Origin of the sequence: Streptomyces sp. NPDC058001 (genome assembly GCF_042886315.1) — a bacterium.
Lineage (GTDB): Bacteria > Actinomycetota > Actinomycetes > Streptomycetales > Streptomycetaceae > Streptomyces.
Map to the genome: position 1 here is coordinate 640,942 of NZ_JBHVQT010000003.1, position 25,344 is coordinate 666,285.

The window sequence follows — 25,344 nt, forward strand, 5'->3', positions numbered from 1 at the left end:
GAAGCATGAGAGCGAAAACAGTAGCGGTAGTGGTAGTTCAGGTGATGCTCGGATTCCTGCTGGCCGCAGCCGGTACGGGAACCGCCCATGCCGCGGTCACCACGTACTATGTGTCGCCGAACGGCAGTGACAGCAACAGTGGTCTGTCGTCGAGCCAGGCGTGGAAGTCGACTTCGAAGGTCAACAGTTTCACTTTCCCACAGGGGAGCGTCGTCTCCTTCGAGGGAGGGCAGACCTTCACCGGCTGTCTGGTGTTCAACTCCGGCAACGTCCCTGCGTCGTCCGCGTCGACCCCGTTCAAGGTCACCTCGTACGGCACGGGCCAGGCGACGATCACGTCGAACTGCACCGGGGACTATTCGGCTGCGATCACCGCGGACCACGTCAGCGGTTTTCAGCTGAGCGGGCTGAAGGTGGTCAACGGCGGCACGACCGCGGCCGGAGTTCTGTTGCAGAACCAGACCTCGTCGTCGCCGACGAAGGGTCTGCTGGTGGCCGGCTCGGACATCTCCGGATTCTCCGCGCCGAGCGGCAGCAGTAGCACGTTCGGCGGACAGATCATGGTTCTCGGCTATGCGGTGAACGGGAACAGCGGACCGCTGGACGATGTGCAGATCCGCGACAACAAGCTGCACGGATCCACGGTGACCTCGGCCGCCGGGCCCGGCATCTACGGCTGGGGCAGCGGGGTGAACATCACCAATGTCACCGTCGAGGGGAACACCGTCTACAACCTGGGGATGGCGGCGAAGACCACGGGTGCCGCCATCACGGCGAACGGCTGGGACGGTGCCGTGATCAGGCACAACGTGGTCCATGACATCGGCGCCAATGTGACCTCGTGCGGTGGGACGAGCGGCATCATGACGTACACGTCGAACAATGTCGCCGTCCGCTACAACGAGGTGTACAACGTGCGTCCGTCGCCGGCCTTCACGGCCGGGTGCGACTGGGACGGGATCGACCTGGACGGTGGCACGACGAACTCGCTCGTGGAGTACAACTACACCCACGACAACGCCGGCAGTGGTCTGCTGGCCTACACGTCGACCGTCGGTTCACGGGTCTGGGGTCCGAACACCTTCCGGTACAACGTGTCCGAGAACGATGACGCGGCGAAGGCGCAGGGCGGTCTGTTCAACGTGGTGCCGGGGGCCCCGAAGAACGCCCTGTCGATCTACGGGAACACCTTCTTCACCAACAAGGCCCAGAGCACGCAGTCCACATCCAGCGCGTGCTTCCTGTTCGGATACAGCGCGGGGACATGGGCCGCCGGGTCGCAGATCAAGGACAACATCTGCTACATGGCCAACAAGAGCATGTACGGGAAGACCGGGCAGTTCTACTACAACCCGAACGGCCAGACAGGGATGACGCTGTCGAACAACCTGTACTACGGGTCGAGCACGGCCGGTTGGCGCTGGGGCGGTACGACCTACGCCGACTTCGCCGCGTGGCAGGCGGCGGGCCGGGAGACGGGTGCGGTGTGGGGTGACCCGCAGTTCACCTCGGCCGGCGGTGGCGGTACGTGCTCCTGGTCGCCGACGTCCGGTACGGGACCGCAGCCCTGTCCGCAGGCGTACACGTTGAAGTCCGGGTCCCCGGCGATCGGAGCGGGCGTCACCGTCTCCGGAAACGGGGGACGGGACTACTACGGGACCACCATCGCGACCCCACCGAACATCGGCGCGGACGCCGGATGAGCGAAGGTGCCCTCCCGCTTGGGGACGACGAACTCTGCGAGGGGTTCAGTCGCTCCAGGCGGAGGGCACTCTCTCCGTCGGCCGCGACGTTCTGCCTATTCTGCGGACATGGGTGATCAGCACGTCATCGATGTGGACGGGGTTCGGCTGGCCTACGAGGTCTCGGGCCCGCCGGACGCTCCGCCCCTGGTCCTGTTGCCCGCGCTGGGCGAGAACGCCACCGACTGGGAGCGGGTGGTGTCCGTCCTGTCCCGGAGCCGGCGTACGTATGCCCTCGACCTCCGGGGCCATGGCCGGAGCGACTGGCCGGGGGAGTACTCGCTCGAACTGATGCGGGCCGATGTGCTCCGGTTCCTGGACGCGCTGGGGCTGGACCGTGTGGACCTGATCGGGCACTCCATGGGCGGGATGGTGGCCTATCTGCTCGCGCAGGACCATCCGCGGCGGGTGAGCCGGCTCGTACTGGAGGACATCGCCGTCCCCCGTCCCCGGGAGCCCACCACCCCGACCAGGCCGGACGGCGACCTGGCCTTCGACTGGGAGATGGTGGTGGCCGTCCGGCGGCAGATCGACCGGCCCGATCCCCGGTGGCTGGAGCGGCTGGGCGACATCACCGCCAAGACGCTTGTGGTGGCGGGCGGCGCAGGCAGCCATGTGCCCCAGGACGGCGTCGCCGAGCTGGCCCGCCGTATCCCCGACGCCCGCTTGGTCACCATCCCGGTCGGACACCTGATCCACAGCGCGGCACCGGAGGAGTTCACGGAGGCGGTCGCGACGTTCCTGCTGGCCGAGGAAACAGAGGGAGCCCCCGGAGCGTAGGGAGCAAGGAGAGCAGGGGAGCAGGGGGAGCGGGGGAGCAAGGGGAGCAGGGGGAGCGCGGGCAGAGGGCTGAGCGAAATCGCCTTACGTATCGGCCACTGTTCAGCTCTCTGCCGCCGCGTGGTCACGGCCGTTCATCAGAGTTCGGTCTGGTCCCTCCCGTTCCTTCACAGGAGTACGTATGAGCGCAGCAGAGCGCAACCGGCCCGACAGACGTGCCTTGTTGCAGGCCGCCGTCGCGATCCCGGCGGTCGGCGCCGCCGCCTCGGTGCTGAGCACCGGGTCCGCACAGGCGGCTGCCCCGGCGACGGCCGCGGGCGGCCGGTTCGACGTGTCGAGCCCGCGGTTCGGGCTCGCCGTCCTGCCGGATACGCAGTACCTCTTCGACGCCGACAGCTCCGACCCCGAGCCACTGCGGGCGACCTTCCGTCACCTGGTCTCGGAACGCGAGAACATCGCGTTCATGGCGCATCTCGGCGACGTCACCGAACATGGCACCGAGGAGGAGATCAGGCTCGCCGCCGACACCTTCGGAACCCTTCACGGCAAGGTCCCGTACTCCGTGCTCGCCGGAAACCACGACATCGATTCCCGTACGGACGACCAGCGGGGCGACAGCGCTTACCTGAAGAGCTTCGGCCCACGGCGGTTCGCCACCATGCCGACGTTCGGGGGAGCGTCGCCTGACGGGTACAACACCTTCCATGTCATCTGTGCGGCCGGGCGGCAGTGGCTGATCCTCGCCCTGGACTGGCGGGTCTCGGGGGACGGGCTGCGCTGGGCCCAAGGCGTACTCGACGCCCGTCCCACCCTGCCGACCGTGCTCACCACGCATGACCTGGCGTGGGCCGACGACGAGGAAGCCGCGCAACTCTCCGACAACGGCAAGCGCTTGTGGGACGGCATCATCCGTGGCAACGACCAGATCTTCCTGGCGCTCGGCGGTCACTACTGGCCGCCCGGCCGTACGGTCCTGACCAACGACTCCGACAACGATGTCCACGTCCACATCACCAACTATCAGGACCGCTACTACGGCGGAGCGGGAATGATCCGCCACTACGGTTTCGATCTCGCGCGCGATGTCATCGACGTGACGACGTTCTCACCTTGGTTCCTCGCCCGGGACCCGGCCAAGAGGACGCCGCTGGAGGCCGAGACCATCGAACTGACCGGCCCGGCCGACCGGTTCACCCTCGACATCGACTTCGAGCGCCGCTTCGCCGGCTTCGCACCGGTCGTGCCGCCGAGACCGCGCCCGGCCGAGGCCGTCATGCCGCGCGGCACCTTGGCGTACTGGCGCTTCGACGCGTCGGGCGCCCCGGCGGCGGCCAAGCCGGGCAGCCCTGTCGAGACGGGCACCGTCATCCGTGACCTGTCCGGACACGGCAACGACCTCACCGCGTCGCGTCTGCACGACAGTGGCGCCGAAGCACTCACCTGGTCGGACGACCACCACGTAGGGCAGCCCGCGCACGCCAGTCTCCGCTTCGACGGAGGCAAGAGCCCGGACCGGGGCGCCATCCTGACCACCTCCGCCCAAGCCCCCCTGAACTCCGAGAAGTTCACCACCGGGTACACCCTGGAGACCTTCATCAGGCTTCCGGAGCCCTTCGAAGGCGACCACGCCTGGATGGGCATCCTGAGCTGGGAAGGCCGCAACGGCGACGCGGGCAAGACCACGGGCTGGTCGCCCGACGAGCCGACATGCAGCCTCAACCTCTCACCCGAACGCTTCCTCCAGTTCGTCGTCTACCCGCACCGGCAGAACGCCGACCCGACCTCCTGGAGCCACGCCGTCCCCGTGGGGCGATGGATGCACATCGCCGTGGTCAACGACGGCCGACGCACCGTGATGTACGTGGACGGCTCGAAGATCGCCCGTAACCCCACCCAGCCGTCGACCGGCATCGCCACCCTCGGCAAGCCCTTCGTCATCGGCGCCACCCAGTTCGACGAAGCCTTCGGCCAGGGCTTCTACGGCTGGATCGGCGACACACGCATCGTCCAACGTGCCCTGTCCCCCAGGGAGTTCATGGCACACGTCGAGCAGGGCCGGAACCCGCAGGGCACCTGACCCCAGCTCTGACGCCAGCCCCGACCCCAGCCCTGGCCCCGCACCACCGACCGCCGCCCGTCACGGGCGGCGGTCGACTGCTGTGCGCCCACGGCAGCATCAGATGCTCTTTTCTGCTCGCAACAAGCAACTTGTGAACAACAATTGACATGAATGCGAATTCCCCGCCAGAGTCGTCACCGCCAGATACCGCGCACGTACCGAGAGGTGATGCCGTATGTCTGAAATACCCGCAGTCTCACGCCGGTTGGTTCTGGGAGGGGCTCTGGGAGCCGGCGCGCTCGCTGCCGGAGCGGGAATCGGTGCGCCCGGCGCTTTCGCGGCGAGCCCCGGCGCGGCACCGGACACGGCCACGGCGCTGGAGACGGTCGTGGCGCCGCGACGTAAACCCGGCCAGAAGTCCATGATCGACGTCGCCTATGCCGTCCACAAAACCGTACGCGTCGGCGTGATCGGGCTGGGCAACCGGGGCTCGGGCATGACGACCGGCTGGTCGGTCGTACCGGGCTGCACGGTGACCGCCGTCTGCGACATCCGCGCCGACCGGGCGAAACGTGTCGCCGACGGGCTGGCCGGTCAGGGCAAGCCGCGTCCGGCCGAGTACGGCGGTTCGGCGGACGCGTACCGGAAGATGCTGGCGCGCGACGACATCGACCTCGTCTACATCGCAACGCCGTGGGAGTTCCACTACGAGCAGGGCAGAGCCGCGCTGCTCGCCGGCAAGCACGTCGTCGTCGAACTGCCGATCGCGACCGAGCTGGACGAGCTGTGGGACCTGGTCGACACCTCCGAGCGCACCCGCAGGCATCTGATGCTGTCGGAGAACTGCAGCTACGGCCGCAACGAACTCGCCCTGCTCAAGATGGCGCACGAGGGTCTGCTCGGCGACATCACCAACGGCCACGGCGGATATCTGCACGACCTGCGGGCCCTGCTCTTCTCCGACACCTACTACACGGACGCGTGGCGTCGCCGATGGCACACACGCAGCACCGCGTCGTTCTACGCGATGCACGGACTGGCGCCGATCGCCGCCGCCATGGACATCAACCGCGGCGACCGGATGACGACGCTGACCGCCACCGCCACGGAGCCCAAGGGCCTCGCCGACTACCGCGAGCGCTTCGTCCCCCGGTCACACCCGTCGTGGAACGAGACGTACATCAACGGTGACCTGGTCACCTGCATGATCGGCACGGCGCAGGGCCGGATGATCCGCGCCGAGCACAACGTCAGTTCACCCCGCCCCTACAGCCGCATCAACACCCTCGCCGGAAGCCGGGGCATCTTCGAGGACTACGCGGGCGGCTCACCCACCGGCGCCCGGGTCTACGTGGAGCCCGACCACAGCGGTGACACCTGGCGCGACTTCGACGCCTTCCGCAAGGAGTTCGACCACTGGCTGTGGAAGAAGATCGGCGACGACGCGGAGAACAACGGCGGCCACGGCGGAATGGACTACGTCCTGCAATGGCGCACGGTCCAGTTGATGCGGGCCGGACTCGTCCCCGACATCGACGTCTACGACTCGGCGGCGTGGTGCGCTCCCGTGCCGCTGAGCGTCAAGTCCCTTGCCGCGGGGGGCCGTCCGGTCGCCATCCCCGACTTCACCCGGGGCTCCTGGGTCAATCTGCGGCTGGGTCTGGACTCGCGCGCCTCCGACATGCCTCCCGTCGCCTGACCACGACCCGTACGGGGTTCCTTCCCCAGGACAGATTCCTCTTCCCAAGGAGCGGACGATGAGAACAGGCGGACTGATCACATCCCTCAGAGCCGCGGCGGTGGCTGCGGCGATCATGCTGGTCCCCGGTCAGGCGATGGCGGACACCCGGGCGGAGCCCGCGGCCAGGACCGAGGTGACCATCGCGCCGGTGGATCTCGATGGACCGGCCATCGCGACCGTGAAGGTCACGGTCAAGAACGCCGGACCCGACCGGATGCGGTCCCTGAAGGTGTCGTTCAACGGTCCGGTGGGCTGGGCGGTCCAGCCGTCGGCCCAGGAGCCGGGCGGCACCTACGCCAAGGGCGCGGCAGTTGACCTCACCTTCCGGATCCAGGTTCCCGAGCAGCGGCCGGGGTTCCGGATCCGGACGTTCGAGGCGACGGCCTCCTACCGGGGCGGTGACGGACTCGGCTCGGCCACCGGCACCCGGTCCCAGCGCACCGGCACCCCCCTGCCGAACCTCGCGGCGGCTTACAACAACGTCGCGATCACCGACGAGAGCAACACCGCACCCGGCGACTACGACGGTGAGGGAAACAGCTTCTCCGCCCAGAAGCTCGCCGATGTCGGCCTGACGCGTGGTGCGCGGGTGAAGGCGCTCGGCGCCGATCTGACGTGGCCGGACGTGTCGAGCGGCAGCAAGGACAATGTGTCCGGCGCCGGACAGGCCGTCGCGCTCACCGGCTCCGGCAGCAAGCTGGTCCTCCTGGGCTCGGGGGTCACGAGCAACGCGGTGGGCAGCGCGACCGTGTACTACAAGGACGGCACCAGCACCCAGGGCTCGTTCGGCTTCCCGAACTGGTCGTTCGACCCGGCGTCGGCACACGGCGCCACCCTGGTCGCGTCGAGTGACGGTCGAAACCGCCCGAGCGGCTACGGCAACGCGGGCATCAAGTACCGCGTCTTCGCCCACTCGATTCCCCTGGACCCGACGAAGGAGGTCGAGTTCGTGGTCCTGCCGAGCAACGGCACCATCCACGTCTTCGACATCGCCCTGGCTCCCTGACGCCCCACTCAAGGGCACGCCTCTCGCCGATATCACCCGGGGGCGTGCCCGAGGCGTACGCGAATGGGGGGCCGGTTATCATGTGAGCGCCTCCTAGCTCGAAAGATAAAACCTGTGACTGTGAACGACGACTCCCTCACCGACTGGAAACACCGCGAGGAGATAGCGGAGTCGATGATCCCGATCATCGGGAAGCTGCACCGGGAGCGGAACGTCACCGTTCTCCTCCACAGCCGCTCGCTGGTGAACAAGTCGGTGGTCAGCATCCTGAAGACGCACCGATTCGCCCGGCAGATCTCCGGCGCGGAACTCTCGGTCACCGAGACCTTGCCGTTCCTGAAGGCGCTCGCCGCACTCGATCTGGGTCCGTCCCAGATCGACGTCGGCATGCTCGCCGCGACCTACAAGGCCGACCCGCGCGGCCTTCCGCTGGAGGAGTTCACCGCCGAGGCCGTCGCCGGCGCCACCGGTGTACACAAGATCGACCGCCGTGAACCGCGCGATGTCGTCCTGTACGGATTCGGCCGCATCGGCCGTCTCGTCGCCCGTCTGCTCATCGAGAAAGCCGGCTCGGGCAACGGCCTGCGGCTCCGCGCCGTGGTCGTCCGCAAGGGCGCGGGCCAGGACATCGTAAAGCGTGCCTCGCTGCTGCGCCGCGACTCCATCCACGGCCAGTTCCAGGGCACGATCACCGTCGACGAGGCGAACGGAACGATCAACGCCAACGGCAACACGATCAAGGTGATCTACTCCGACGACCCGACATCCGTGGACTACACGGCGTACGGCATCAAGGACGCCATCCTCATCGACAACACCGGCAAGTGGCGGGACCGCGAGGGTCTTTCCCAGCACCTGCGCCCCGGTATCGCCAAGGTCGTGCTGACCGCGCCGGGCAAGGGTGACGTGCCCAATGTCGTCCACGGCGTCAACCACGACATGATCAAGCCGGACGAGCAGATCCTGTCCTGCGCCTCCTGCACCACCAACGCGATCGTCCCGCCGCTGAAGGCGATGGCGGACGAGTACGGCGTCCTGCGCGGCCACGTCGAGACCATCCACTCGTTCACCAACGACCAGAATCTGCTGGACAACTACCATCAGGGCGATCGTCGCGGGCGCTCGGCGCCGCTCAACATGGTCATCACCGACACCGGTGCGGCGTCCGCCGTCGCCAAGGCGCTGCCCGACCTCGAAGCACCGATCACCGGCAGCTCGATCCGCGTCCCGGTACCGGACGTGTCGATCGCGATCCTCAGTCTGCGGCTCGGCCGCGAGACCACCCGCCAAGAGGTCCTGGACCACCTCCGTGAGGTGTCGCTCACGTCGCCGCTCAAGCGCCAGGTCGACTTCACCAACGCCCCCGACGCGGTCTCCAGCGACTTCATCGGCTCCCGCCACGCCTCCGTCGTCGACGCCGGCGCCACCAAGGTCGACGGCGACAACGCGATCCTCTATCTCTGGTACGACAACGAGTTCGGCTACTCCTGCCAGGTCGTCCGCGTCGTCCAGTACGTCTCCGGAGTGGAGTACCCGACCTATCCGAGGCCCGTGGCCTGAACATGGCGGCCCGGCCGCCGGGCGGTGCGGCGCGGGCCGGGATCCACGTCGCGCCGACGTGTGTCGGTCCTGGGGTTCCCGGATCTGCGGTCGGTGCGCACACACCGGCTGATCCAGAGGTCGGACCCCGAACTGTGGGAGGTGGGCGCCGTCCTGGACGGCGCCATGACTCTGGAACAGGCACGCAGCAGAGTGTCGCTCAGCGCGGGCGACGTGGTGGTGTGGGACAGCTCCAGGGAGTTCGACTCCGCCGCGCTGGACGTCGGCGGTCGCCCCAGACTGATCGTCGCGCATCTGCCACGCCACGCGGTGCCTGTGCCGGAGCAGGTGCTTCGCGGGCTGGTGGCGCGGGAGCTTCCCGCCCGTGCCGGTGCGGGCGCGTTGGTGACCGGGTTCCTGCGCGGTCTCGCCGAGCAGGCCACCGCTCTCGGCGGCACGCGAAAGCAGGCGGAAGGGCTGGGTGCCACGACCATCGACCTGGTCGCCGCCTTTCTCTCCGGCATGGTCGACGCCGACATGCCGGGGCCCGCCAGGCACACCGCCCTGCTGCTCGCGAGCAAGCGGTTCATCCGGCGCAACCTCGGCGCACCGGAGCTTTCGCCCACCACCATCGCTGCCGCGCACCACATGTCCTTGCGGTCACTGCACTATGTGTTCCAGCGGGAGGAGCAGACCGTGGCCGGGTTCGTCCGCGAGGAACGCCTGGAGCGGTGCCGCGCCGAACTGACGGCGCCCGGTCTGGTCGCGCCGGAGCCCCGGGCGACCGGTGACCGGGCCCCGGCACCTGTCACCTGTCACCCGTCACCTGTGTCGTACGGTCGAGGTCAGTAGGCCACCTGACCACTGCTGGCGCGGTCGAAGTGCAGGTAGTACTTGGTGTTGTTGAGGACGCCGGTCGCCGCCGTGCCCCATGTCCCGCCAGTGATCCAGGTGGCCTTGTTGCACTGGCCCGTCGACGCGAAGCAGGTCTGCACCCACAGGCCGCTGACGGGCTTGACGTTGATGTCCGCGCAGTTGGACGTGGTGTAGGTGTAGCCGCCGTTCTGCGGCCACCGGTGAAGGCTGTCCGTCCTGTAGCTCTTGGCGCTGCCGTAGCAGGATGTCGCCCCAGCGGGCGCCGCGACGGCCGATGCGCCGGTCGCCGCCGTGAGCGCGCCGGCCGCCAGAACGGCGGCGGCCAGGACTCCCGTGGTGCGTGAACGGATGTGCATGTCCCTCCTCTTGTCTCGATCGGTGACCCGGTCGCCACGTAGTGCGTCGCGAAGTGCCGGTGCCCCAACCCGCTCGCGGCCGGCTGGGGTCCCACATCACTGTGATCGCGGGTCGGCGAGAAGTCATTGACACCAGGCGCAGGGCCTTTGACCTTGAGCGCGGATCCGCCGAGGACGCCGACGGGACGCAGAGGCGGAGGTATCCGCCCGAATGGAGCAGCGCCGGCGCGCTATGTGCTCGCGCGCCCCTCCGCGGTGCCGGAACCCGTGCGCGGGAGGTGTGCGCGTGGGCGGTTCGGCGCTGGTCCGGGGAGGGTTGCGGTGGGTTGTCGTGATATCCGTCACGCCGATGTGCCCGACTTGCCAGGCGCGTTAGTAGATGTCATGCCCGGCACAATGGGCGACTTATCCGCTTGTAATGCGTCATGGGGCACATGTGATTCCTCGGTCTCCGACGTCCTTGGCCACCCGCACGACCCGGCGCCCCACACCGCCTCCTGACGGAGTGCCAGGCGCCGCCGCGCTCCCGTGAGCCGGGCCAGCACACCCCAGCGCCCGGTTCAAGGGCCGTCGAGCACTACGACGTCGGGTAGTAGACGTCCACGTTGCCTGCGCTGACGCGGGTTCCAACAATGACGAATCCGTAAGGAGTCCGCACAGCCCAGGCACAGCGTCCGCGCAGAGCCGGCCGCGCCGACAACGTCCGGCGATCACCCGATGAGGTCCGAATGAGGAAGCACCGCAGGAAGCCGCGTTACCGGCGGATAACCGTCGCCGCCATCACTCTGGGCGCCGTGGCGATACCGTCCGCCGCGATGGCGTGTCTGAACGACCGCGGAAGCGCGGATGGCACCCGGCCCGAGTCCGCAGACGTCCAGGCCGAGTCCTATGGACAGCGGACCCCCGCGTCCTACGACCTGCCGAAGGGCGAGTCGAACAGTCGGCCCAAGCACAAGGAACACGCCTCCGCCGAGAAGCGGCGCGGACACGGCAAGCGGACCCCGCACCCGGCGAGGACCACAGCTCCGGCGCCCGCACGCACGTCCCCCGCCACACCCACCGCGCCGTCCTCACCGCCCTCCACGCCTGCGCAACCCACAAAGCCCCCGGCGCCCCCGGCGCCCGGCGCCCCGGCCCCTGCCGCACCCGCGTCCGCGGCCGTCGCCCAGGTCCTGGCCCTCGTGAACAGCGAACGCGGCAAGGTGGGCTGCTCCCCGTTGGCCCTGAACGCGAAGCTCTCCAAGGCCGCTCAGGACCACAGCGCGGACATGGCGAGCGGCCAGAACATGTCGCACACGGGCTCCGACGGTTCGGATCCGGGCGAGCGGATCACCCGCGCCGGCTACGCCTGGAGCACGTACGGCGAGAACGTCGCCTACGGGTACCCCACCCCAGAACAGGTCATGGAGGGATGGATGTCCAGCCCCGGCCACAAGCGCAACATACTGACCTGCGAGTTCAAGGAGATCGGCATAGGTCTCGCCCAGCCCGGCAGCTACTGGACCCAGGACTTCGGCACCGCCCGCTGACACGGGGCGGCCCACTGGGCGACGGTCACCGACCCGGGCGTACGGGTGGTACCAGAGCCTGGAGCGCGGACAGCGCGCCGTTCGCGATCGGGGACGGTGGCGCCGCCTCGGGCGGGACCGTACGGAAGGCGCTCGGGGACATTCCGTAGACCGCGCGGAACCGGCGCGAGAAGTGGTACGCGTCGGCGAAGCCGCACTGGACCGCTATGGCGCGGAGCGTGAGGTTGCTCAGCCACAGCAGCGGCTCCGCCCTCGCCAGGCGGAGCCGCTCCAGCCCTTCCACGGGGCTGACGCCGAGCTGTCGTCGGCAGATGCGGCACAGCGTGCTCTCGGAGACTCCGGCCGCCCGTGCCAGTCGCTCCAGGGCGAGCGGCCGGGCCACGCCGTCCGACCAGTGGGCGCGGACCGTGGCCATCATGGCGACCAGCGGTTCCGGGAGCGTGGCCGCGCCGGTCGCGGCGTCGGGACCGTGCACGAAAGTGAGGAGCAGCAGCCGCAGGGTCTCCTCGGCATGCCGCTCCCAGGCCGGCGGGCGAGTCGCGCCGAGTGTCAGAAGGTACCGGCAGAGCGCGGCCATCGGATCGCCCCGCCCCGTGAGGTCCCGGGCGATCGGCCACCCGGTGTCGTCGGCGATCCCCGCACCCCGCACGGCGGGGTGCAGCCGGAAGTGCGTGTAGGCGTGCCGGGTGGGCCGATGGGCGTCCCAGTGGAAGGTGTCGCGCATACCGGGCCGTACGAGCAGCAGCGTGCTGGGCGTCAGCGGCACGGTCAGATCACCGCAGACCCAGCGGGCGCTGCCGTGCAGCAGCCACACGAACTCGTATGTACCCGCGTCCCTGGGGCCGAAGATCGACCCGGGCGGGTAGTCCGCGACCGCGGGACCGAGCCGGGTGACGAGGGTGGGGGCGAGGGACGGGACGAACTCGGCACTGCTCGTCACGGCCTCACCTGTCGCAGCCCCCGGACCGGTCGCGCCGCACCCGGGGCGCCCGGATGTCGGTGATGCCCTTGTAGGCGTACGGGTCATGGCCCGCGACCAGCGTGATGTCCCTGAAGTCGGCCTGGGCCATGGGCTCTTGGGCCTCGGGAGGCGCCCAGGGGAGCAGGGACGAGGCGCGCATGTAGTGGTTGACCAGGGCCCGTCGGAACCCTCGCCGCCCGGTGTTCGGCAGCGACTTGTGCAGCAGATAGCCGTTGAAGAGCAGCACCGATCCGGCCGCGATCTCGACAGGTACCGCGTCGGCATCCTCGTACGGGAAGTCGTAGGACTCCACCGTGCAGTCGTAACGGGCGTCGTCGTGCTCGCGGTTGGGGTAGATGACGCCGGGCCGGTGCGAACCCGGCAGGACCCACAGACAGCCGTTGTCGACAGTGGCGTCATCGAGGGCGAGCCAGGCGGCGGTCAGCGACCGGTCCCGCGTGGGGATGAACATCTCGTCCTGGTGCCACGCCTGGCCCGGCCTGCCCTCGGACTTGACGAACAGCATCGACTGCATCGACTTGATGTCGGGACCGATCACAGTGGTCAGGTGCCCGACGATGGCGGGATGGCGCATGGTGTCAAGCATGAGCGCCGACAGCTTGTGCGGATAGTGCACGCACAGGAATCCACGGAGGATGTCGTCGTCGCTCCCGCCCGCGAGCGGCGGCGGCGCCCCCTCGACGGCGCCCCGCTCGCCACGGCAGATCCGCAGGGTCTCCGCCCGCAGCTCCGCCACCTCTTCGGGCATCAGGACATCCGGCAGTACGGCGTATCCATCCTGGTCGAAGCGGGACGTGGGGTCGTCGGCGGCGGAGGAGACAGGGATCGCGGAGGCCGGCGGCAGGGCGCTCCTCGTGTGGTCCGAATCGGTGCGGCCGGTCATCGGGACTCCTTTTCTCACCGGGACGTTGGAATTGCCGAATGCGCTCGTGTTCTGGATGTTCCTGAATTTCGCGCCCGCACGCCATGGCTCACCCGGGCACAGGGATGGCGAATCCTGTCACGCCGCATGATCGAACAACCCGTGAGAAATGAGCTGGGCAAAGGCAGTTCACGAGTCTTGACGGGTTTCACGGCATCCGAGTAGCGTCTTGCGGCACTTACTAATACGTATTAGTTGGAGTGCCCATGGCCCCTCCCGAACGGCGTCGACGGCCCACTCAACGAGACATAGCCCGGCACGCCGGGGTCTCCCAGGCGACGGTGTCGCTGGTGATCAGCGGTGGTGTGGCGAGTGCCCAGATCCCCGAGTCGACACGCCGTGCCGTTCTCGCGGCGGCCGAGGAACTGGGCTACGCGGCCAATGTCGCCGCGCGCAGTCTGAAAGGCGGCCGGAACAGACTGCTCGGGCTCTACACCTTCGAATCGGTATTCCCCACCGACCAGCGCGACTTCTACTACCCGTTTCTGCTCGGCGTGGAGGAGGAGACAGCGCGACAGGGATACGACCTGCTGCTGTTCAGTTCCCACATGGGTGAATCCGGTACGACGAGGGCCGAGCGGTCGATCTACGTCGGTGGGGCCAACCGGCTCAAGATCGCGGACGGTTGCGTCCTGCTCGGCAGGAACGTCCGTCGCGAGGAGCTGTCGGCACTGGTCCGCGAGGACTTCCCCTTCGTCTTCGTCGGACGCCGCGAGGTCGATGACGGAGAACTCTCCTACGTGGCCGCCGACTACGTCTCGGCGACCGGTGCACTCGTCGCCGAGCTGGCGCGACTCGGCCACCGGCGGATCCTGTATCTGCGGGCCCTGGAGGACAGCGAGCCCACCAGGGACCGCGAGGAGGGATACCGGCGCGGCCTGGCCGAGGCCGGCATCGCCGTGGACGAGGCGCTGATCCGGAGCCTGGCCGATCCGGCGGACCTGTCGATCGAGAAGCTGGAGGGGTGGATCGACGGGCTCGGGATCACCGCGCTGCTGGTCGAGCCGACCGAGGACAACCGGCTCACCGAGGCGCTGGCGAAGATGGCCGGCACGCGGCGCGTCCGGTTCCCCGAGGACTGCTCGCTCGCCCTCCTCGGCGATCCACCGTCCTGGACACCGGAGTTGCGGAACTGGACGCGGTTCTCGCTGCCCCGCGCCCAGATGGCGCGCGAGGCCGTACGCGTACTGCTCGACCTGCTCGACCAGGACACCCCGGAGCCGCGACAGCTCACGGTGCCCTGCACGTTCGTACCGGGTGATTCGATCGGACCGGCCACCGCCGACGGCCCGGTTCCCACACGCCCGGACGCCACCGATCCCGTCCTCCTCCACCCCGAGCCCGATGGGAGGCCGCAGACGTGATCCGAATGATCGTCCACCGGCTGCTCATCGGGGTCTTCGTGATGTGGGGCGCCGCCTCGCTCATCTTCCTCATCGTCCGGGCCGCGCCCGGTGACCCCGCGACGGTGCTGCTCGGCCCGGACGCGGATCAACACCAGATCGACAGCCTGCGCGCCTCGCTCGGACTCGACCGGCCGCTCGGCGCCCAGTACCTCAGCTACCTCGGCGATGTCTGCCGCCTCGACTTCGGCGAGTCGCACCGGCTCGGCAGGCCCGCCATGGACGCGGTCATCGACCGGCTGCCCGCCACGATCGACCTCACCCTGACGGCCACCGTCATCGCCGTGATCGTGGGACTGACCCTCGGCATGCTGGCCGGCGGACGGCCGGGCGGGCTCCTTGACCGGGTGGTGTCGGCCTGCACGATCGCCCTCCAGTCGTTCCCGACGTTCTGGATCGGCATCATGCTGGTGCTGGTCTTCGCCCTGGGCCTGCGTCTGCTGCCCAGTTCCGGGGTCGGCACGCCCCAGCACCTGGTGCTGCCGGCCGTCACCCTTTCGTTCCCGTTCATCGCGATCATCGCCAGGCTGGCCCGGACGAGCGTCGCGGAGACCATGCGCGAGGGCTACGTGCAGACCGCGCGCTCCAAGGGACTGACCGAGCGTCAGGTGCTGCTCGGTCACGCCCTGCGCAACTCGCTGATTCCGGTCGTGACCGTGGTGGGTGTCCAGATCGGGGCCCTGGTCGGCGGCGCCGTGATCGTCGAGAACGTCTTCGCCTGGCCCGGCCTCGGATCACTCGTCGTGGACGCGGTGGCCAACCGCGACTACGCCGTCGTGCAAGGAGTCACCCTTCTGATCGCCGGCATCGTCGTCGTACTCAACCTGATGGCCGACCTGCTCATCGCCCAGATGGATCCGCGTATCCGGACGGGAGCCGTCTGATGGCTGTCACCGCCACCGCCCCCGGGAAGCCGCGCATGGTCCCGCCGCGCCCAGGGCGACGGCTGCTCTCCCGGATTCCCCTGCTGGTCGTGGGCTGCTATCTGCTGGTCGCCGTCCTGGGACCGCTGCTGATCGACTACGACCCGGTGCACACGTCGCTGGAGGACCGGCTGCTGTCTCCCGGCTCCCAGACGTCCACCGGAGGCACGGCCTGGTTCGGAACGGACGGACTCGGCCGTGACGTGCTGGCCCAGATCGTCTACGGGGCCAGGACATCGGTACTCATCGGCGTGTCCACGGTCGCGATCTCGTGTCTCGTCGGGGTCGTCCTCGGCGCCGTCGCCGGCTACTTCCGCGGCGGCGTCGACGCCGTACTCGCCCGGGTCTTCGACATCCTGCTGGCGTTTCCCGCGATCCTGCTGGCGATCGTGATCGCCGGCGCCTTCGACCGCGGTGTCCTGCTGGTCGTCGTCGCCCTCTCGGCGACCGGCTGGATCACCTTCGCCCGGGTCACCCGAGGCATCGCGCTCTCCATCAGGGAACGGACCTGGGTCGACGCCGCGCGAGTGCTGGGAGTGCCGGGCCGCACCATCCTCGCCCGGCACGTACTCCCGTTCACGGCGGGACCGGTCGTCGCCCTCGCCACACTCGAATTCGCGCTGGTGGTACTTGCGGAGGCGGGGCTCAGCTTCCTCGGCATCGGACTGCCCCCCTCGACCGTGTCGTGGGGACAGACCATCGCGAACGGCAAGGAGTACCTCGAACCGCAGTGGTGGATCTCCACCCTGCCCGGCATCGCCCTGTCCCTCCTGATCATCAACGTCGGCATCCTCGGTGACCAACTCACCGCCCGCTACCGACGTGGCCGCTCCGACTGACCCTCCCCGCACCTCGCGCCCCCCCACACCTCGCACCCCCCGCACTTCACGCACCGACTCCGACCGACCTTCGTAGGCAGACAGGAGCACCACCATGACCAAGACGCGTGAGTACGGGCGGAGCCGGCTGATCCGGCTCGCCGCCACCGCCACGGCGGGCGTGGCGCTCCTCGCCGCCTGTACGACGACAACCGACGGCGGCGGCGACAATCCAGGCGGCTCGGGAACTTCGGGCGAGGTGACGGCCGCAGGCACCTACCCGATCGAGAGCCTGGACCCGCACGGTGCCCAAGGCGCCTCCACCGGAACACAGTTGGCCGGACAGCAGATCTTCAGCAGACTCGTGAAACCCGATCCCGACGGCACGCTCAAGGGTGACCTCGCCACCTCCTGGAAACCCAACAAGGAGGTCACCGCCTGGACGTTCACGCTGCGCGACGGCGTGACGTTCTCCGACGGTTCCCCGCTCGACGCCGACGACGTGGTCGCCTCGTTCCAGCGGATGATCAGCTTGAACGGCCCCAACGCGGGCAACTTCCCGGGCGCCACGATGACGAAGACCTCACCCACCGAAGTGGTGCTCAGCAGCCCGGCGCCCGACGCGTCCGTCCCGAGCAAGCTCGGCACCTTCTACGTCATCCCGTCGGGCATCGGCAAGGACGACACCGCCTTCTTCAACCACCCTGTCGGCTCAGGCCCGTTCACCGTCGACGGGTTCACCCCGGGAGAGTCGCTGGTCCTGGTGCCCAACAAGAAGTACCGGGGCCAGAAGCCCGCCCTGCGCCGGGTCACCGTACGGAACATCCCCGAACTGTCGGCGCGCATGACCGCGCTGCGCACCGGCGAGGTCGACGTCCTGTGGGGCATCCCGGACGACCAGTTGGCCTCACTCAAGAAGGACAAGAACCTGACGGTGGACACGGTGCCGAGCAGCGCAGAGTTCACCATGTGGTTCAACTCCTCGACCGCCACCCTGAAGGAGGCAAAGGTACGCAGGGCGATCTGGCAGGCGGTCGACTTCAAGACCATCATCAGCAAGCTCTATCCCGAGACCGGCAAGCCGGCCGACGCGCCCGTGACGAGCGTCGTCCTCGGCCACGTACCGCAGCCGCCCGTGACCCACGACGTGGCAGCCGCCAAGGCGGCGCTCACCACCGCGGGCTTCGACTTCTCGAAGAAGCTCCGCCTCCAGTTCGCCAACGCCGAGTTCCGGCCCTTCATCCAAGCCGTCGTCTCGGACCTGAAAAAGGTCGGCGTGCTGGTGGAGCCGCTGGAGAAGGAGCAGGCCACCTTCACCGAGGACCTGATCGCGCTCAAGTGGGACATCAACTTCCAGCAGTTGGCCATCCCCAGCTACGACGCGGCCAGCAACCTCGGCCGCCTCTACACCTGCGAGGCCAAGCGGACCGGATACTGCAACAAGCGGTTGGACGGTCTGCTGGCGCAGGCGGGAGCGACGGCCGACAAGGACAAGCGCACCGACCTCTACGGTCGGGCCAGCCGGATCATCTGGCAGGACGCCGTCGGGATGTACCCGATGTCGGTGAGCATCGCGTACGCCTGGAAGAACGACCTGAAGGGCTTCGTCCCCGACGCCAGCGGCCTGCCCGACTTCGCCACCGTACGGACCGGTGGCTCATGACCCCCGCCGGAACCGCCCGCGAACGCGGGCACACGACACCGGCGCCCGCGACCGACGGGCCGCCCCTGCGCATCGACGACCTGGTCGTGGAACTGCCGGGACCGCGCGGCACCCGGGTACGCGTGGTGGACGGCGTGTCCTTCGACGTGCCACGCGCCACCACCGTCGGGCTGATCGGCGAGTCGGGCAGCGGAAAGACGATGACCGCCCAGGCCGTCCTGGGCCTGCCGCCCGAGGGCGGCACCCTGTCGGGCCGACTCCTGTGGCACGGCGAGGACCTGATCGCCGCCGACCCGGCACGGCGCCGTACGGTACGCGGCCGGGAGATCGCGATGATCTTCCAGGACCCGCTCGCCGCGCTCAACCCGACCCAGCGGATCGGCCGTCAGGTCGGCGAGATCCCACGCCGCGACCGGCTGCCGCGCGCCGAGGTCGGCCGCCGGGTCCTCGAACTCCTCGACCGGGTCGGCGTGCCCGAGCCGAAACGGCGGATGCGCGCCTACCCGCACGAACTCTCCGGCGGTCTGCGCCAACGCGTCATGATCGCGATGGCGTTGGCCGGCCGACCCTCGCTGCTGCTCGCCGACGAGCCCACGACGGCCCTTGACGTGACCGTGCAGTCCCGGATCCTACGGCTGCTCGCCGACATCCGGGCGGCGGACGGTCTGGCGATGCTGCTGGTCAGCCATGACCTGAGGGTCGTGTCGCACGTCGCCGAACAGGTCGTGGTGATGTACGCGGGACGGGTCTGCGAGCGGGGGCCCGCCCGCGACGTACTGCGGCGGCCCGCCCATCCGTACACCGCGGCGCTGGTGCGCAGTGTGCCCGCCGTCAGGACCCGTACCGCGCTTGCCGATCCGCTGCCGGGCGCCCCGGCGACACCGGCGAACCGGCCGGCCGGCTGCGCGTTCCATCCGCGCTGCCCACTGGCCCGCGTGCGGTGCCGCGAAGCGGTACCGGAGGTGAGGGAGATCGCGCCGGGACGCTGGAGCGCCTGCCACTTCGCCGAGGAGGTGCGGGGGTCGTGACCGGCAATGAGCGGGAGGGGGAAATCACCGAGGGGCACGCGCGTCGCGCGGAGCGCGCACGTCCTGCCGAGCGGGCGCTTCTCGATGTGCGCGATCTGCACGTCAGATATGGCGGGCGGGGGAGAGGCCGCCGGGGCGGCCAGGTCGCCGTGGACGGGGTGAGCCTGTCGGTGGCACCCGAGGAAACCCTCGGGCTGGTCGGCGAGTCGGGCTCCGGCAAGACGACCGTGGCCCGGTGCGTGGCCGGACTGCTGCGGCCCGGCGCCGGGACGCTCACCTTCGACGGCCGGTCGCTCGGCCGGGCGGGGCGTCGGCCGCCCGAGTTGCAGCGCGCGGTGCAGATGGTGTTCCAGGACCCGCGCTCGTCGCTGAATCCGCGCATGACGGTCGCCTCGATCATCGCCGAGGTCTGGAGCACCCATCCGGTCACCGCACCCGAGGGCGACCGTACCGAGGCCCTGCACCGGCTTCTCGCCGACATGGGGCTCGACCCCGAGGTGGCGTCACGGCGAGCGGGGGAGCTGTCCGGCGGTCAGTGCCAGCGGGTCAGCATCGCCAGAGCGCTGGCCGTACGGCCCCGGCTGCTGGTGTGCGACGAGGCGGTGTCGGCGCTCGATGTGTCGGTCCAGGCCCAGATCCTGCGGCTGCTTGTCGATCTGCGGGGCAGACACCGGCTCGCGATGCTGTTCATCTCCCACGACCTGGGGGTGGTGCACCAGATCGCCGACCGCGTGGCGGTGATGCGTCGCGGCGTGATCGTGGAGGAGGGCCCGACCGGCGAGGTGCTGACCGCACCGCGTCACGCGTACACCCGGGCGCTGCTGGACGCGGCCCTGGACCTGGACGATGCGGTGCCGGACGACGGCACCGCCGACGACAAGGTGGTCGTGTGAACGGGAACCGTACCGGCGACATCGGCGAGCAGCGTGCCACCGTGACTCCGGCGGACACAGGCTGGAACACCTGGGACGTCCGCACACACACCGGTATGAGCCGACTGCCGTCCGGACCGCGGGTGCGGTTCGGCGTACTCGGCCCGGAAGGCCCGGTGTTGGACGGGTTCACCTGGCGCGACGGCCTTGAGCGGCTGGGTCCGCACACCGTGGACGGCACCTATGCCGAGGTGACGGTACGGGCGGTGGGTCACCGGCTGCGGCTGGTCTTCGCGGGCGGACCCGGCGACGTCCTGCACGCCCGTGCCGAGAGCAAGGGCACGGTCGTACTGTCCATTGACGGCATTGACGGCATTGACGGCATTGACGGCATTGACGGCATCGACGGCATCGACGGTGCCGATGAGCCGACGGGCCGTACGGAATCGGCCGACGGTGTCCCGGCCGGCACCTTCCCGGTCGCCACCGTCCTTGCGGGCGGCGTCCGTTGGAGGGTCACCGCCTCGTCGCCGGCCCGTACGGTGCGGAGCGCGGCCAACGCCCTGGTGCTGGCATTCGACGCCTTGGCCGACGACGAAACCGCCGCATCCGACGACGGAACGAACGACGCATCGGGCAGCGTGGGCAGCGTGGTGCTGCGGATCGCGCCGCGGCACACGCCGGGCACGGCGGCGGAGACCAGCGCCGTACTCAGGGCGCGCCGTGCGGCCACCGACCGGACCCGACTGCGTTCCGGCGGCTGGCTCGGCGATGCCGCCGACGCCCTGACCAGGGCCGTCACCTGGAACACCGTCTACGCCCCCGACATCGGCCGCGTCCTCACTCCGACCTCGCGAGACTTCGTCTGCGCCGAGCGGAAAGGCTTCTACGGCACCTGGGCCCTGCACGCCTGGGACACGTTCTTCACCGGCCTCGCCGCCTCCGCCGTCGACCGCGACTACGCGCGCGGCGTGTTCGGGCAGATCCTCCCGTACGCGGACGGGACCGGCATGATCCCGAACCGGATCTCGGACGACGGGGGCCGTACCGACGACCGCTCGCAGCCTCCGGTCGGCGCGTTGACGGTGTATCAGGCATATCTGGCGGGCGGCCTGTCGCCCGAGACCCGCGACGCGGCGCTGCTCGACGCCACCTTCCCGGCACTGCTGGCCTGGCACGACTGGTGGCCCCGGGCCCGCCGCGGGCCGCACGGGCTCCTCGCCTGGGGTTCCGACCCGATCGCGGGCGACCCTGCGTCGGCGACCCTGGACCGGGCCAAACGCGAGTCGGGCCTGGACGATTCGCCGATGTACGACGAGACGCGGTACGACCCGGCGACCCACACCATGGACCTGGCGGATGTCGGCCTGAACGCGCTGCACATCGCCGACGCCGAGGCCCTGGCGGAGATCGCCGGCATCCTCGGGGAGCGCGCGACGGCGGAGCGGCTGCGCGCCGGGGCCGCCACGGCCAGGGCGGTCGCCGACCGGCTGCTGTGGGACGGCGAGCGGGGCGGCTACCGCAATCTCAGGGCGGCGGGCGCGCACGATCCGCATGTCTCACCGACGATGCTGTACGCGCTGCTCGGAGGATTGCCGGACGCCGGCCGCGCCGCGGCCTTGGCCGCCGAACTGCTGCGGCCCGAAGTGCTGGGCGGCGAACGGCCCTTGCCGAGTGTGGCCCGCGACGACCCCGGCTTCACGGCGACGTACTGGCGCGGCCGGATCTGGGCACCGATGGCGTATCTCGCCGTTCGTGGGCTGCGGCGGTACGAACTGACCGAGCTGAGCCGGCCCGTGGTGAGAGCCCTGTTGCGGCTGTTCCTCGACGAATGGCGTGAGCACAGCCATGTCAGGGAGAACTATCCGGCCGTTGGCGGGGAGGACCTGACGGGTCTTCAGAAGCGTTCGGACGGGCTCATGGCGTGGGGAGGTCTGTTGGCGTATCTCGCCTTTGGTGAACTGGCCGACGCGCGGCCCGATGGCTGGCGGTTCGCCCACCCGGGTGAGCCGGCCGAGCTGTGCGGTCTGCCGCTCGGCGAGGGCCGCCTCGACATCCGGGCGGCCGACCGGCTCACCGTCGCCCTCGACGGACGTGTCCTCCTTGACCTGGCGCCCGGCGTAGTCGTCCACGGCTACCGGTTGACCGGCGACCGTGTCATGGGGACCGCCGAGGGCATCGGCGACCTGCTCGTCACACCTCCCGGCGGCGGCCCGCCCGTGTCGATGGACGTACGGGGCGGACCTCGGAGCTTCATATTCGGCCCGGACGGAGGGCCGGCCGAGCGTGGGGCCACAGCCACAGCCACAGCCACAGCCACAGCCACGGCTACGGACACGACCGGCGGCGCGGACAGCGATGACGAGGCCCGTGCGGGTGACGCACGGGAGGGGAGCGGCATATGAGCGCGCCGACATCGGCGGCCACGGACATCCTCGTCGTGGGCGGGGGACTCGGTGGCGTGGCCGCCGCGCTGGCCGCTCTCGACCGGGGGCGGTCGGTCCTGCTCACCGAGGAGACCGACTGGATCGGCGGTCAGCTCACCAGCCAGGGCGTACCGCCCGACGAGCACGCCTGGATCGAGCAGTTCGGCGCCACCCGTACCTATCGCGCGCTGCGCGAGGCGATCCGCGACCACTACCGGACGTGGTATCCGCTCACCGATGAGGCCAGGCGGCGCCGGTATCTCAACCCGGGCGAAGGGCGTGTGAGCGCGCTGTGCCACGAACCGAGGGTCGCCGTCGCCGTTCTGGAGGCCATGGTCGCGCCGTATGTGGCCGCCGGCCGGCTGCGGATCCTGTACCGGCACCGGCCGGTGGCCGCTTCCGTGGACGGCGACCGGGTGCGGTCCGTGGTGGTCGAAGGCCCGGACGGTACGCGGGTCGAGGTGGCTGCGCCCTACGTGCTGGACGCGACAGAACTCGGCGACCTGCTGCCGCTGACCGGCGCCGAGCATGTGACGGGCTTCGAGTCGCGGCGGGACACCGGGGAGCCGAGCGCGCCCGACGAGGCGCAGCCGGCCAACATGCAGGCGTTCTCCTGGGTGTTCGCCGTCGACCATCTGGCCGGCGAGGACCACACCGTGGACCGGCCGGCGGGCTACGACACGTGGGCCGCGTACCACCCCCCGCAGTGGCCGAACCGGTTGCTGAGCCTGAGCGCGCCCGACCCGAGGACGCTGGAGACCGTCCCGCGCGGCTTCAATCCGAACGGCGACTCGGGCCCGGTCGTCGCCGACCAGAGCAGGGACGCGGGGGACAAGGAACTGTGGGAGTTCCGCCGGGTCGTCTCCCGGAAGCTGTACCGGCCGGGTTTCGTCGCGAGCGACGTCACCATCGTCAACTGGCCCATGATCGACTACCTGCCCGGACCGCTGATCGGGGTGGACGACAAGGAGCGGGACCGTCATCTGGCGGGGGCCCGTGAGCTGAGCATGAGCATGCTCTACTGGCTCCAGACCGAGGCACCCCGCCCCGACGGCGGCACCGGCTGGCCCGGCCTGCGCCTGCGCGGCGATGTGTTCGGTACGGCCGACGGGCTGGCCAAGGCGCCGTACATCCGTGAGTCACGGCGGATCGTCTCCCGGCGCCGGATCGTGGAACAGGACCTGTCCCTCACCGTCAGGGGCGACCGTGGCGCGGTGCGTCATCCCGACTCCGTCGGCATCGGGATGTACCGGATCGACCTGCATCCGTCCACCGGCGGCGACACCTATATCGACGTCGCCAGCAGCCCCTTCCAGATCCCGTTGGGTGCCCTGCTCCCCGTGCGGCTGCGGAACCTGCTGCCGGTGTGCAAGAACATCGGCACCACCCACATCACCAACGGCTGTTACCGGCTGCACCCCGTCGAATGGAACATCGGCGAGGCGGCCGGGTCGCTGGCGGCGTACTGCCTCGACAACCGCCTTGACGTCGAGCAGGTGTACGAGGACGGCGAGTGGCTGCGCCGCTTCCAGGACGAACTCACACGCGCCGGGATGGAACTGGCCTGGCCCGAGGTCAAGGGGTACTGATGGGCGGTCAGGACAGAGGGACCGACGGTCGCGCGCTGCTGGCCGGTGTCATGGTCCCGTTGGTCACACCGATGGACCGGCCGGGACGACCGTCCGCCTCGGCCGCCGACGCCCTGCTCGGCGCGTTGGCGGCGACGGGTGTACGCGGGCTGATGCTCTTCGGCAGCAACGGCGAGGGGCCCCTGCTGCCCACGGCTCACCTGGGTGACTTCGCCGCCGCGGTGGCCAGGCGCTGGCGTGAACTGACCCAGGACGGACCGGTGTTGGTCAATGTCACCGCACCCGGCACCGTCGAGGCGCTGGCGCGGGCGCGAGCCGTCCTGCCCGCCCGGCCGGACGCGCTGGTACTCAGCCCGCCGGTCTACTTCCACCACCGGCACGACGAGATCGTCGCCCACTACGCGGCCCTGGCCGACCTCGGTGTTCCCGTCGTCGCCTACAACGCCCCCCGCTACAGCAATCCGCTGACACCCGCCCTGCTCGACGCACTGACGGACCTCGCGCACGTCGTGGGTGTCAAGGACAGCTCGGGTGATCTCGCGCTGTTCGGCCACGCCGTCGCGGCGGCCCGGCGCCGCCCCGGCTTCGGAGTCAGCCAGGGCGCGGAGCGGCAGGCACTCGACGCGCTGCGCCTCGGGGCCGACGGTGTGGTCCCCGGCGTGGCCAACCTGGCGCCCGACGTGGCCGTGGAACTGTTCAGGGCCCACCGCGAAGGACGCGACGGTGACGCGCGGCACGCCCAACACCTGCTCGACAATGTGCTGGCGCTGCACACCGTGCGGCCCGGTGTGCCTGCGGTGAAGGCCGTCCTGGCCGCGCGAGGGCTGTGCCCGCCGCATGTCGCGATGCCCTTCACACCGTGCTCGGACGAGGAACGACACACCTTGCTCGCGCTGCTCGCTCCCCTCGACACCCATCTCATCGGCGCCCGCACCCGCACGTGAAGCCCGAACCGGCACGTGCGCACGATCCCGTACGTGCTTCCGATCCGATACGTGAGCACGTACCGATACGTGAGACCGATCCGGTACGTGCCGGATCCGCATGACCCTGGTCAGTTCCGTATACGTCCTGACCAGGACCGCAACTC

Annotated in this window: 20 protein-coding genes; 17 read left to right on the plus strand and 3 right to left on the minus strand. The window is 69.7% G+C overall.

Annotated features, from left to right (window positions below; translation table 11 throughout):
• Positions 1 to 5 precede the first annotated feature (5 nt).
• The 7 genes from ACFVT5_RS09630 (at position 6) to ACFVT5_RS09660 (ending at position 9,719) form a co-directional block, all read left to right on the plus strand.
• On the plus strand, positions 6 to 1,703 hold the full coding sequence (locus ACFVT5_RS09630) for a right-handed parallel beta-helix repeat-containing protein (protein WP_389883496.1): 1,698 nt from the start codon (positions 6 to 8) through the stop codon (positions 1,701 to 1,703).
• A gap of 108 nt (positions 1,704 to 1,811) precedes the next feature.
• Complete coding sequence (locus tag ACFVT5_RS09635) at positions 1,812 to 2,522, plus strand: alpha/beta fold hydrolase (protein ID WP_389883499.1); 711 nt, start codon at positions 1,812 to 1,814, stop codon at positions 2,520 to 2,522.
• Between the two features lie 181 nt (positions 2,523 to 2,703).
• Positions 2,704 to 4,599: a LamG-like jellyroll fold domain-containing protein gene (locus tag ACFVT5_RS09640; protein WP_389883502.1), complete on the plus strand. Its 1,896-nt coding sequence runs from the start codon at positions 2,704 to 2,706 to the stop codon at positions 4,597 to 4,599.
• Positions 4,600 to 4,816: 217 nt separating this feature from the next.
• Positions 4,817 to 6,280, plus strand: coding sequence for a Gfo/Idh/MocA family protein (locus ACFVT5_RS09645; protein WP_389883505.1), 1,464 nt, complete (start codon positions 4,817 to 4,819; stop codon positions 6,278 to 6,280).
• A gap of 58 nt (positions 6,281 to 6,338) precedes the next feature.
• On the plus strand, positions 6,339 to 7,328 hold the full coding sequence (locus ACFVT5_RS09650) for an NEW3 domain-containing protein (protein WP_389883507.1): 990 nt from the start codon (positions 6,339 to 6,341) through the stop codon (positions 7,326 to 7,328).
• 114 nt (positions 7,329 to 7,442) lie between these two features.
• Positions 7,443 to 8,888 (plus strand): glyceraldehyde-3-phosphate dehydrogenase, encoded by a 1,446-nt coding sequence (locus ACFVT5_RS09655; RefSeq protein ID WP_389883510.1) that lies wholly within the window; start codon positions 7,443 to 7,445, stop codon positions 8,886 to 8,888.
• 60 nt (positions 8,889 to 8,948) lie between these two features.
• A complete protein-coding gene (locus ACFVT5_RS09660; protein ID WP_389883512.1) occupies positions 8,949 to 9,719 on the plus strand; it encodes a hypothetical protein in 771 nt (256 codons plus the stop codon).
• On the opposite strand, the gene ACFVT5_RS09665 is transcribed toward ACFVT5_RS09660, so the two are convergent.
• A complete protein-coding gene (locus tag ACFVT5_RS09665; protein ID WP_389883515.1) occupies positions 9,713 to 10,099 on the minus strand; it encodes a hypothetical protein in 387 nt (128 codons plus the stop codon). The two genes, ACFVT5_RS09660 and ACFVT5_RS09665, sit on opposite strands and share 7 nt — an antisense overlap.
• Positions 10,100 to 10,827: 728 nt before the next feature.
• Between ACFVT5_RS09665 and ACFVT5_RS09670 the strand changes: the two genes are divergently transcribed.
• Positions 10,828 to 11,628 (plus strand): CAP domain-containing protein, encoded by an 801-nt coding sequence (locus ACFVT5_RS09670; RefSeq protein ID WP_389883518.1) that lies wholly within the window; start codon positions 10,828 to 10,830, stop codon positions 11,626 to 11,628.
• Positions 11,629 to 11,653: 25 nt separating this feature from the next.
• On the opposite strand, the gene ACFVT5_RS09675 is transcribed toward ACFVT5_RS09670, so the two are convergent.
• Together ACFVT5_RS09675 and ACFVT5_RS09680 are read right to left on the minus strand one after the other, a co-directional pair.
• Positions 11,654 to 12,568 carry an AraC family transcriptional regulator gene (locus ACFVT5_RS09675; RefSeq protein WP_389883521.1) on the minus strand — a complete coding sequence of 305 codons (915 nt, stop codon included), beginning with the start codon at positions 12,566 to 12,568 and terminating at the stop codon, positions 11,654 to 11,656.
• A gap of 4 nt (positions 12,569 to 12,572) precedes the next feature.
• The gene (locus ACFVT5_RS09680; protein ID WP_389883524.1) at positions 12,573 to 13,493 is read right to left on the minus strand and encodes a phytanoyl-CoA dioxygenase family protein; all 921 of its coding nucleotides are present in this window, start codon (positions 13,491 to 13,493) and stop codon (positions 12,573 to 12,575) included.
• A gap of 245 nt (positions 13,494 to 13,738) precedes the next feature.
• Between ACFVT5_RS09680 and ACFVT5_RS09685 the strand changes: the two genes are divergently transcribed.
• From ACFVT5_RS09685 to ACFVT5_RS09725, 9 genes are all read left to right on the plus strand, one after another.
• Complete coding sequence (locus tag ACFVT5_RS09685) at positions 13,739 to 14,896, plus strand: LacI family DNA-binding transcriptional regulator (RefSeq protein WP_389883527.1); 1,158 nt, start codon at positions 13,739 to 13,741, stop codon at positions 14,894 to 14,896.
• A gap of 5 nt (positions 14,897 to 14,901) precedes the next feature.
• Entirely contained in the window at positions 14,902 to 15,819 is a 918-nt protein-coding gene (locus ACFVT5_RS09690) for an ABC transporter permease (RefSeq protein ID WP_389883632.1), read from the plus strand.
• Positions 15,819 to 16,697, plus strand: coding sequence for an ABC transporter permease (locus ACFVT5_RS09695; RefSeq protein ID WP_389883529.1), 879 nt, complete (start codon positions 15,819 to 15,821; stop codon positions 16,695 to 16,697). The genes ACFVT5_RS09690 and ACFVT5_RS09695 overlap by 1 nt, the downstream gene beginning before the upstream one ends.
• A gap of 94 nt (positions 16,698 to 16,791) precedes the next feature.
• Complete coding sequence (locus tag ACFVT5_RS09700; RefSeq protein ID WP_389883532.1) at positions 16,792 to 18,339, plus strand: ABC transporter substrate-binding protein; 1,548 nt, start codon at positions 16,792 to 16,794, stop codon at positions 18,337 to 18,339.
• Positions 18,336 to 19,367 (plus strand): ABC transporter ATP-binding protein, encoded by a 1,032-nt coding sequence (locus tag ACFVT5_RS09705; RefSeq protein ID WP_389883535.1) that lies wholly within the window; start codon positions 18,336 to 18,338, stop codon positions 19,365 to 19,367. The genes ACFVT5_RS09700 and ACFVT5_RS09705 overlap by 4 nt, the downstream gene beginning before the upstream one ends.
• Positions 19,364 to 20,260 (plus strand): ABC transporter ATP-binding protein, encoded by an 897-nt coding sequence (locus ACFVT5_RS09710; RefSeq protein WP_389883538.1) that lies wholly within the window; start codon positions 19,364 to 19,366, stop codon positions 20,258 to 20,260. The genes ACFVT5_RS09705 and ACFVT5_RS09710 overlap by 4 nt, the downstream gene beginning before the upstream one ends.
• Positions 20,257 to 22,644 carry a trehalase family glycosidase gene (locus tag ACFVT5_RS09715; protein ID WP_389883541.1) on the plus strand — a complete coding sequence of 796 codons (2,388 nt, stop codon included), beginning with the start codon at positions 20,257 to 20,259 and terminating at the stop codon, positions 22,642 to 22,644. Before ACFVT5_RS09710 ends, ACFVT5_RS09715 begins: the two co-directional genes overlap by 4 nt.
• Positions 22,641 to 24,254 (plus strand): FAD-dependent oxidoreductase, encoded by a 1,614-nt coding sequence (locus ACFVT5_RS09720; RefSeq protein ID WP_389883544.1) that lies wholly within the window; start codon positions 22,641 to 22,643, stop codon positions 24,252 to 24,254. The genes ACFVT5_RS09715 and ACFVT5_RS09720 overlap by 4 nt, the downstream gene beginning before the upstream one ends.
• Positions 24,254 to 25,198, plus strand: a complete 945-nt coding sequence (locus tag ACFVT5_RS09725; protein ID WP_389883547.1) for a dihydrodipicolinate synthase family protein — start codon at positions 24,254 to 24,256, stop codon at positions 25,196 to 25,198. Before ACFVT5_RS09720 ends, ACFVT5_RS09725 begins: the two co-directional genes overlap by 1 nt.
• Positions 25,199 to 25,344 lie beyond the last annotated feature (146 nt).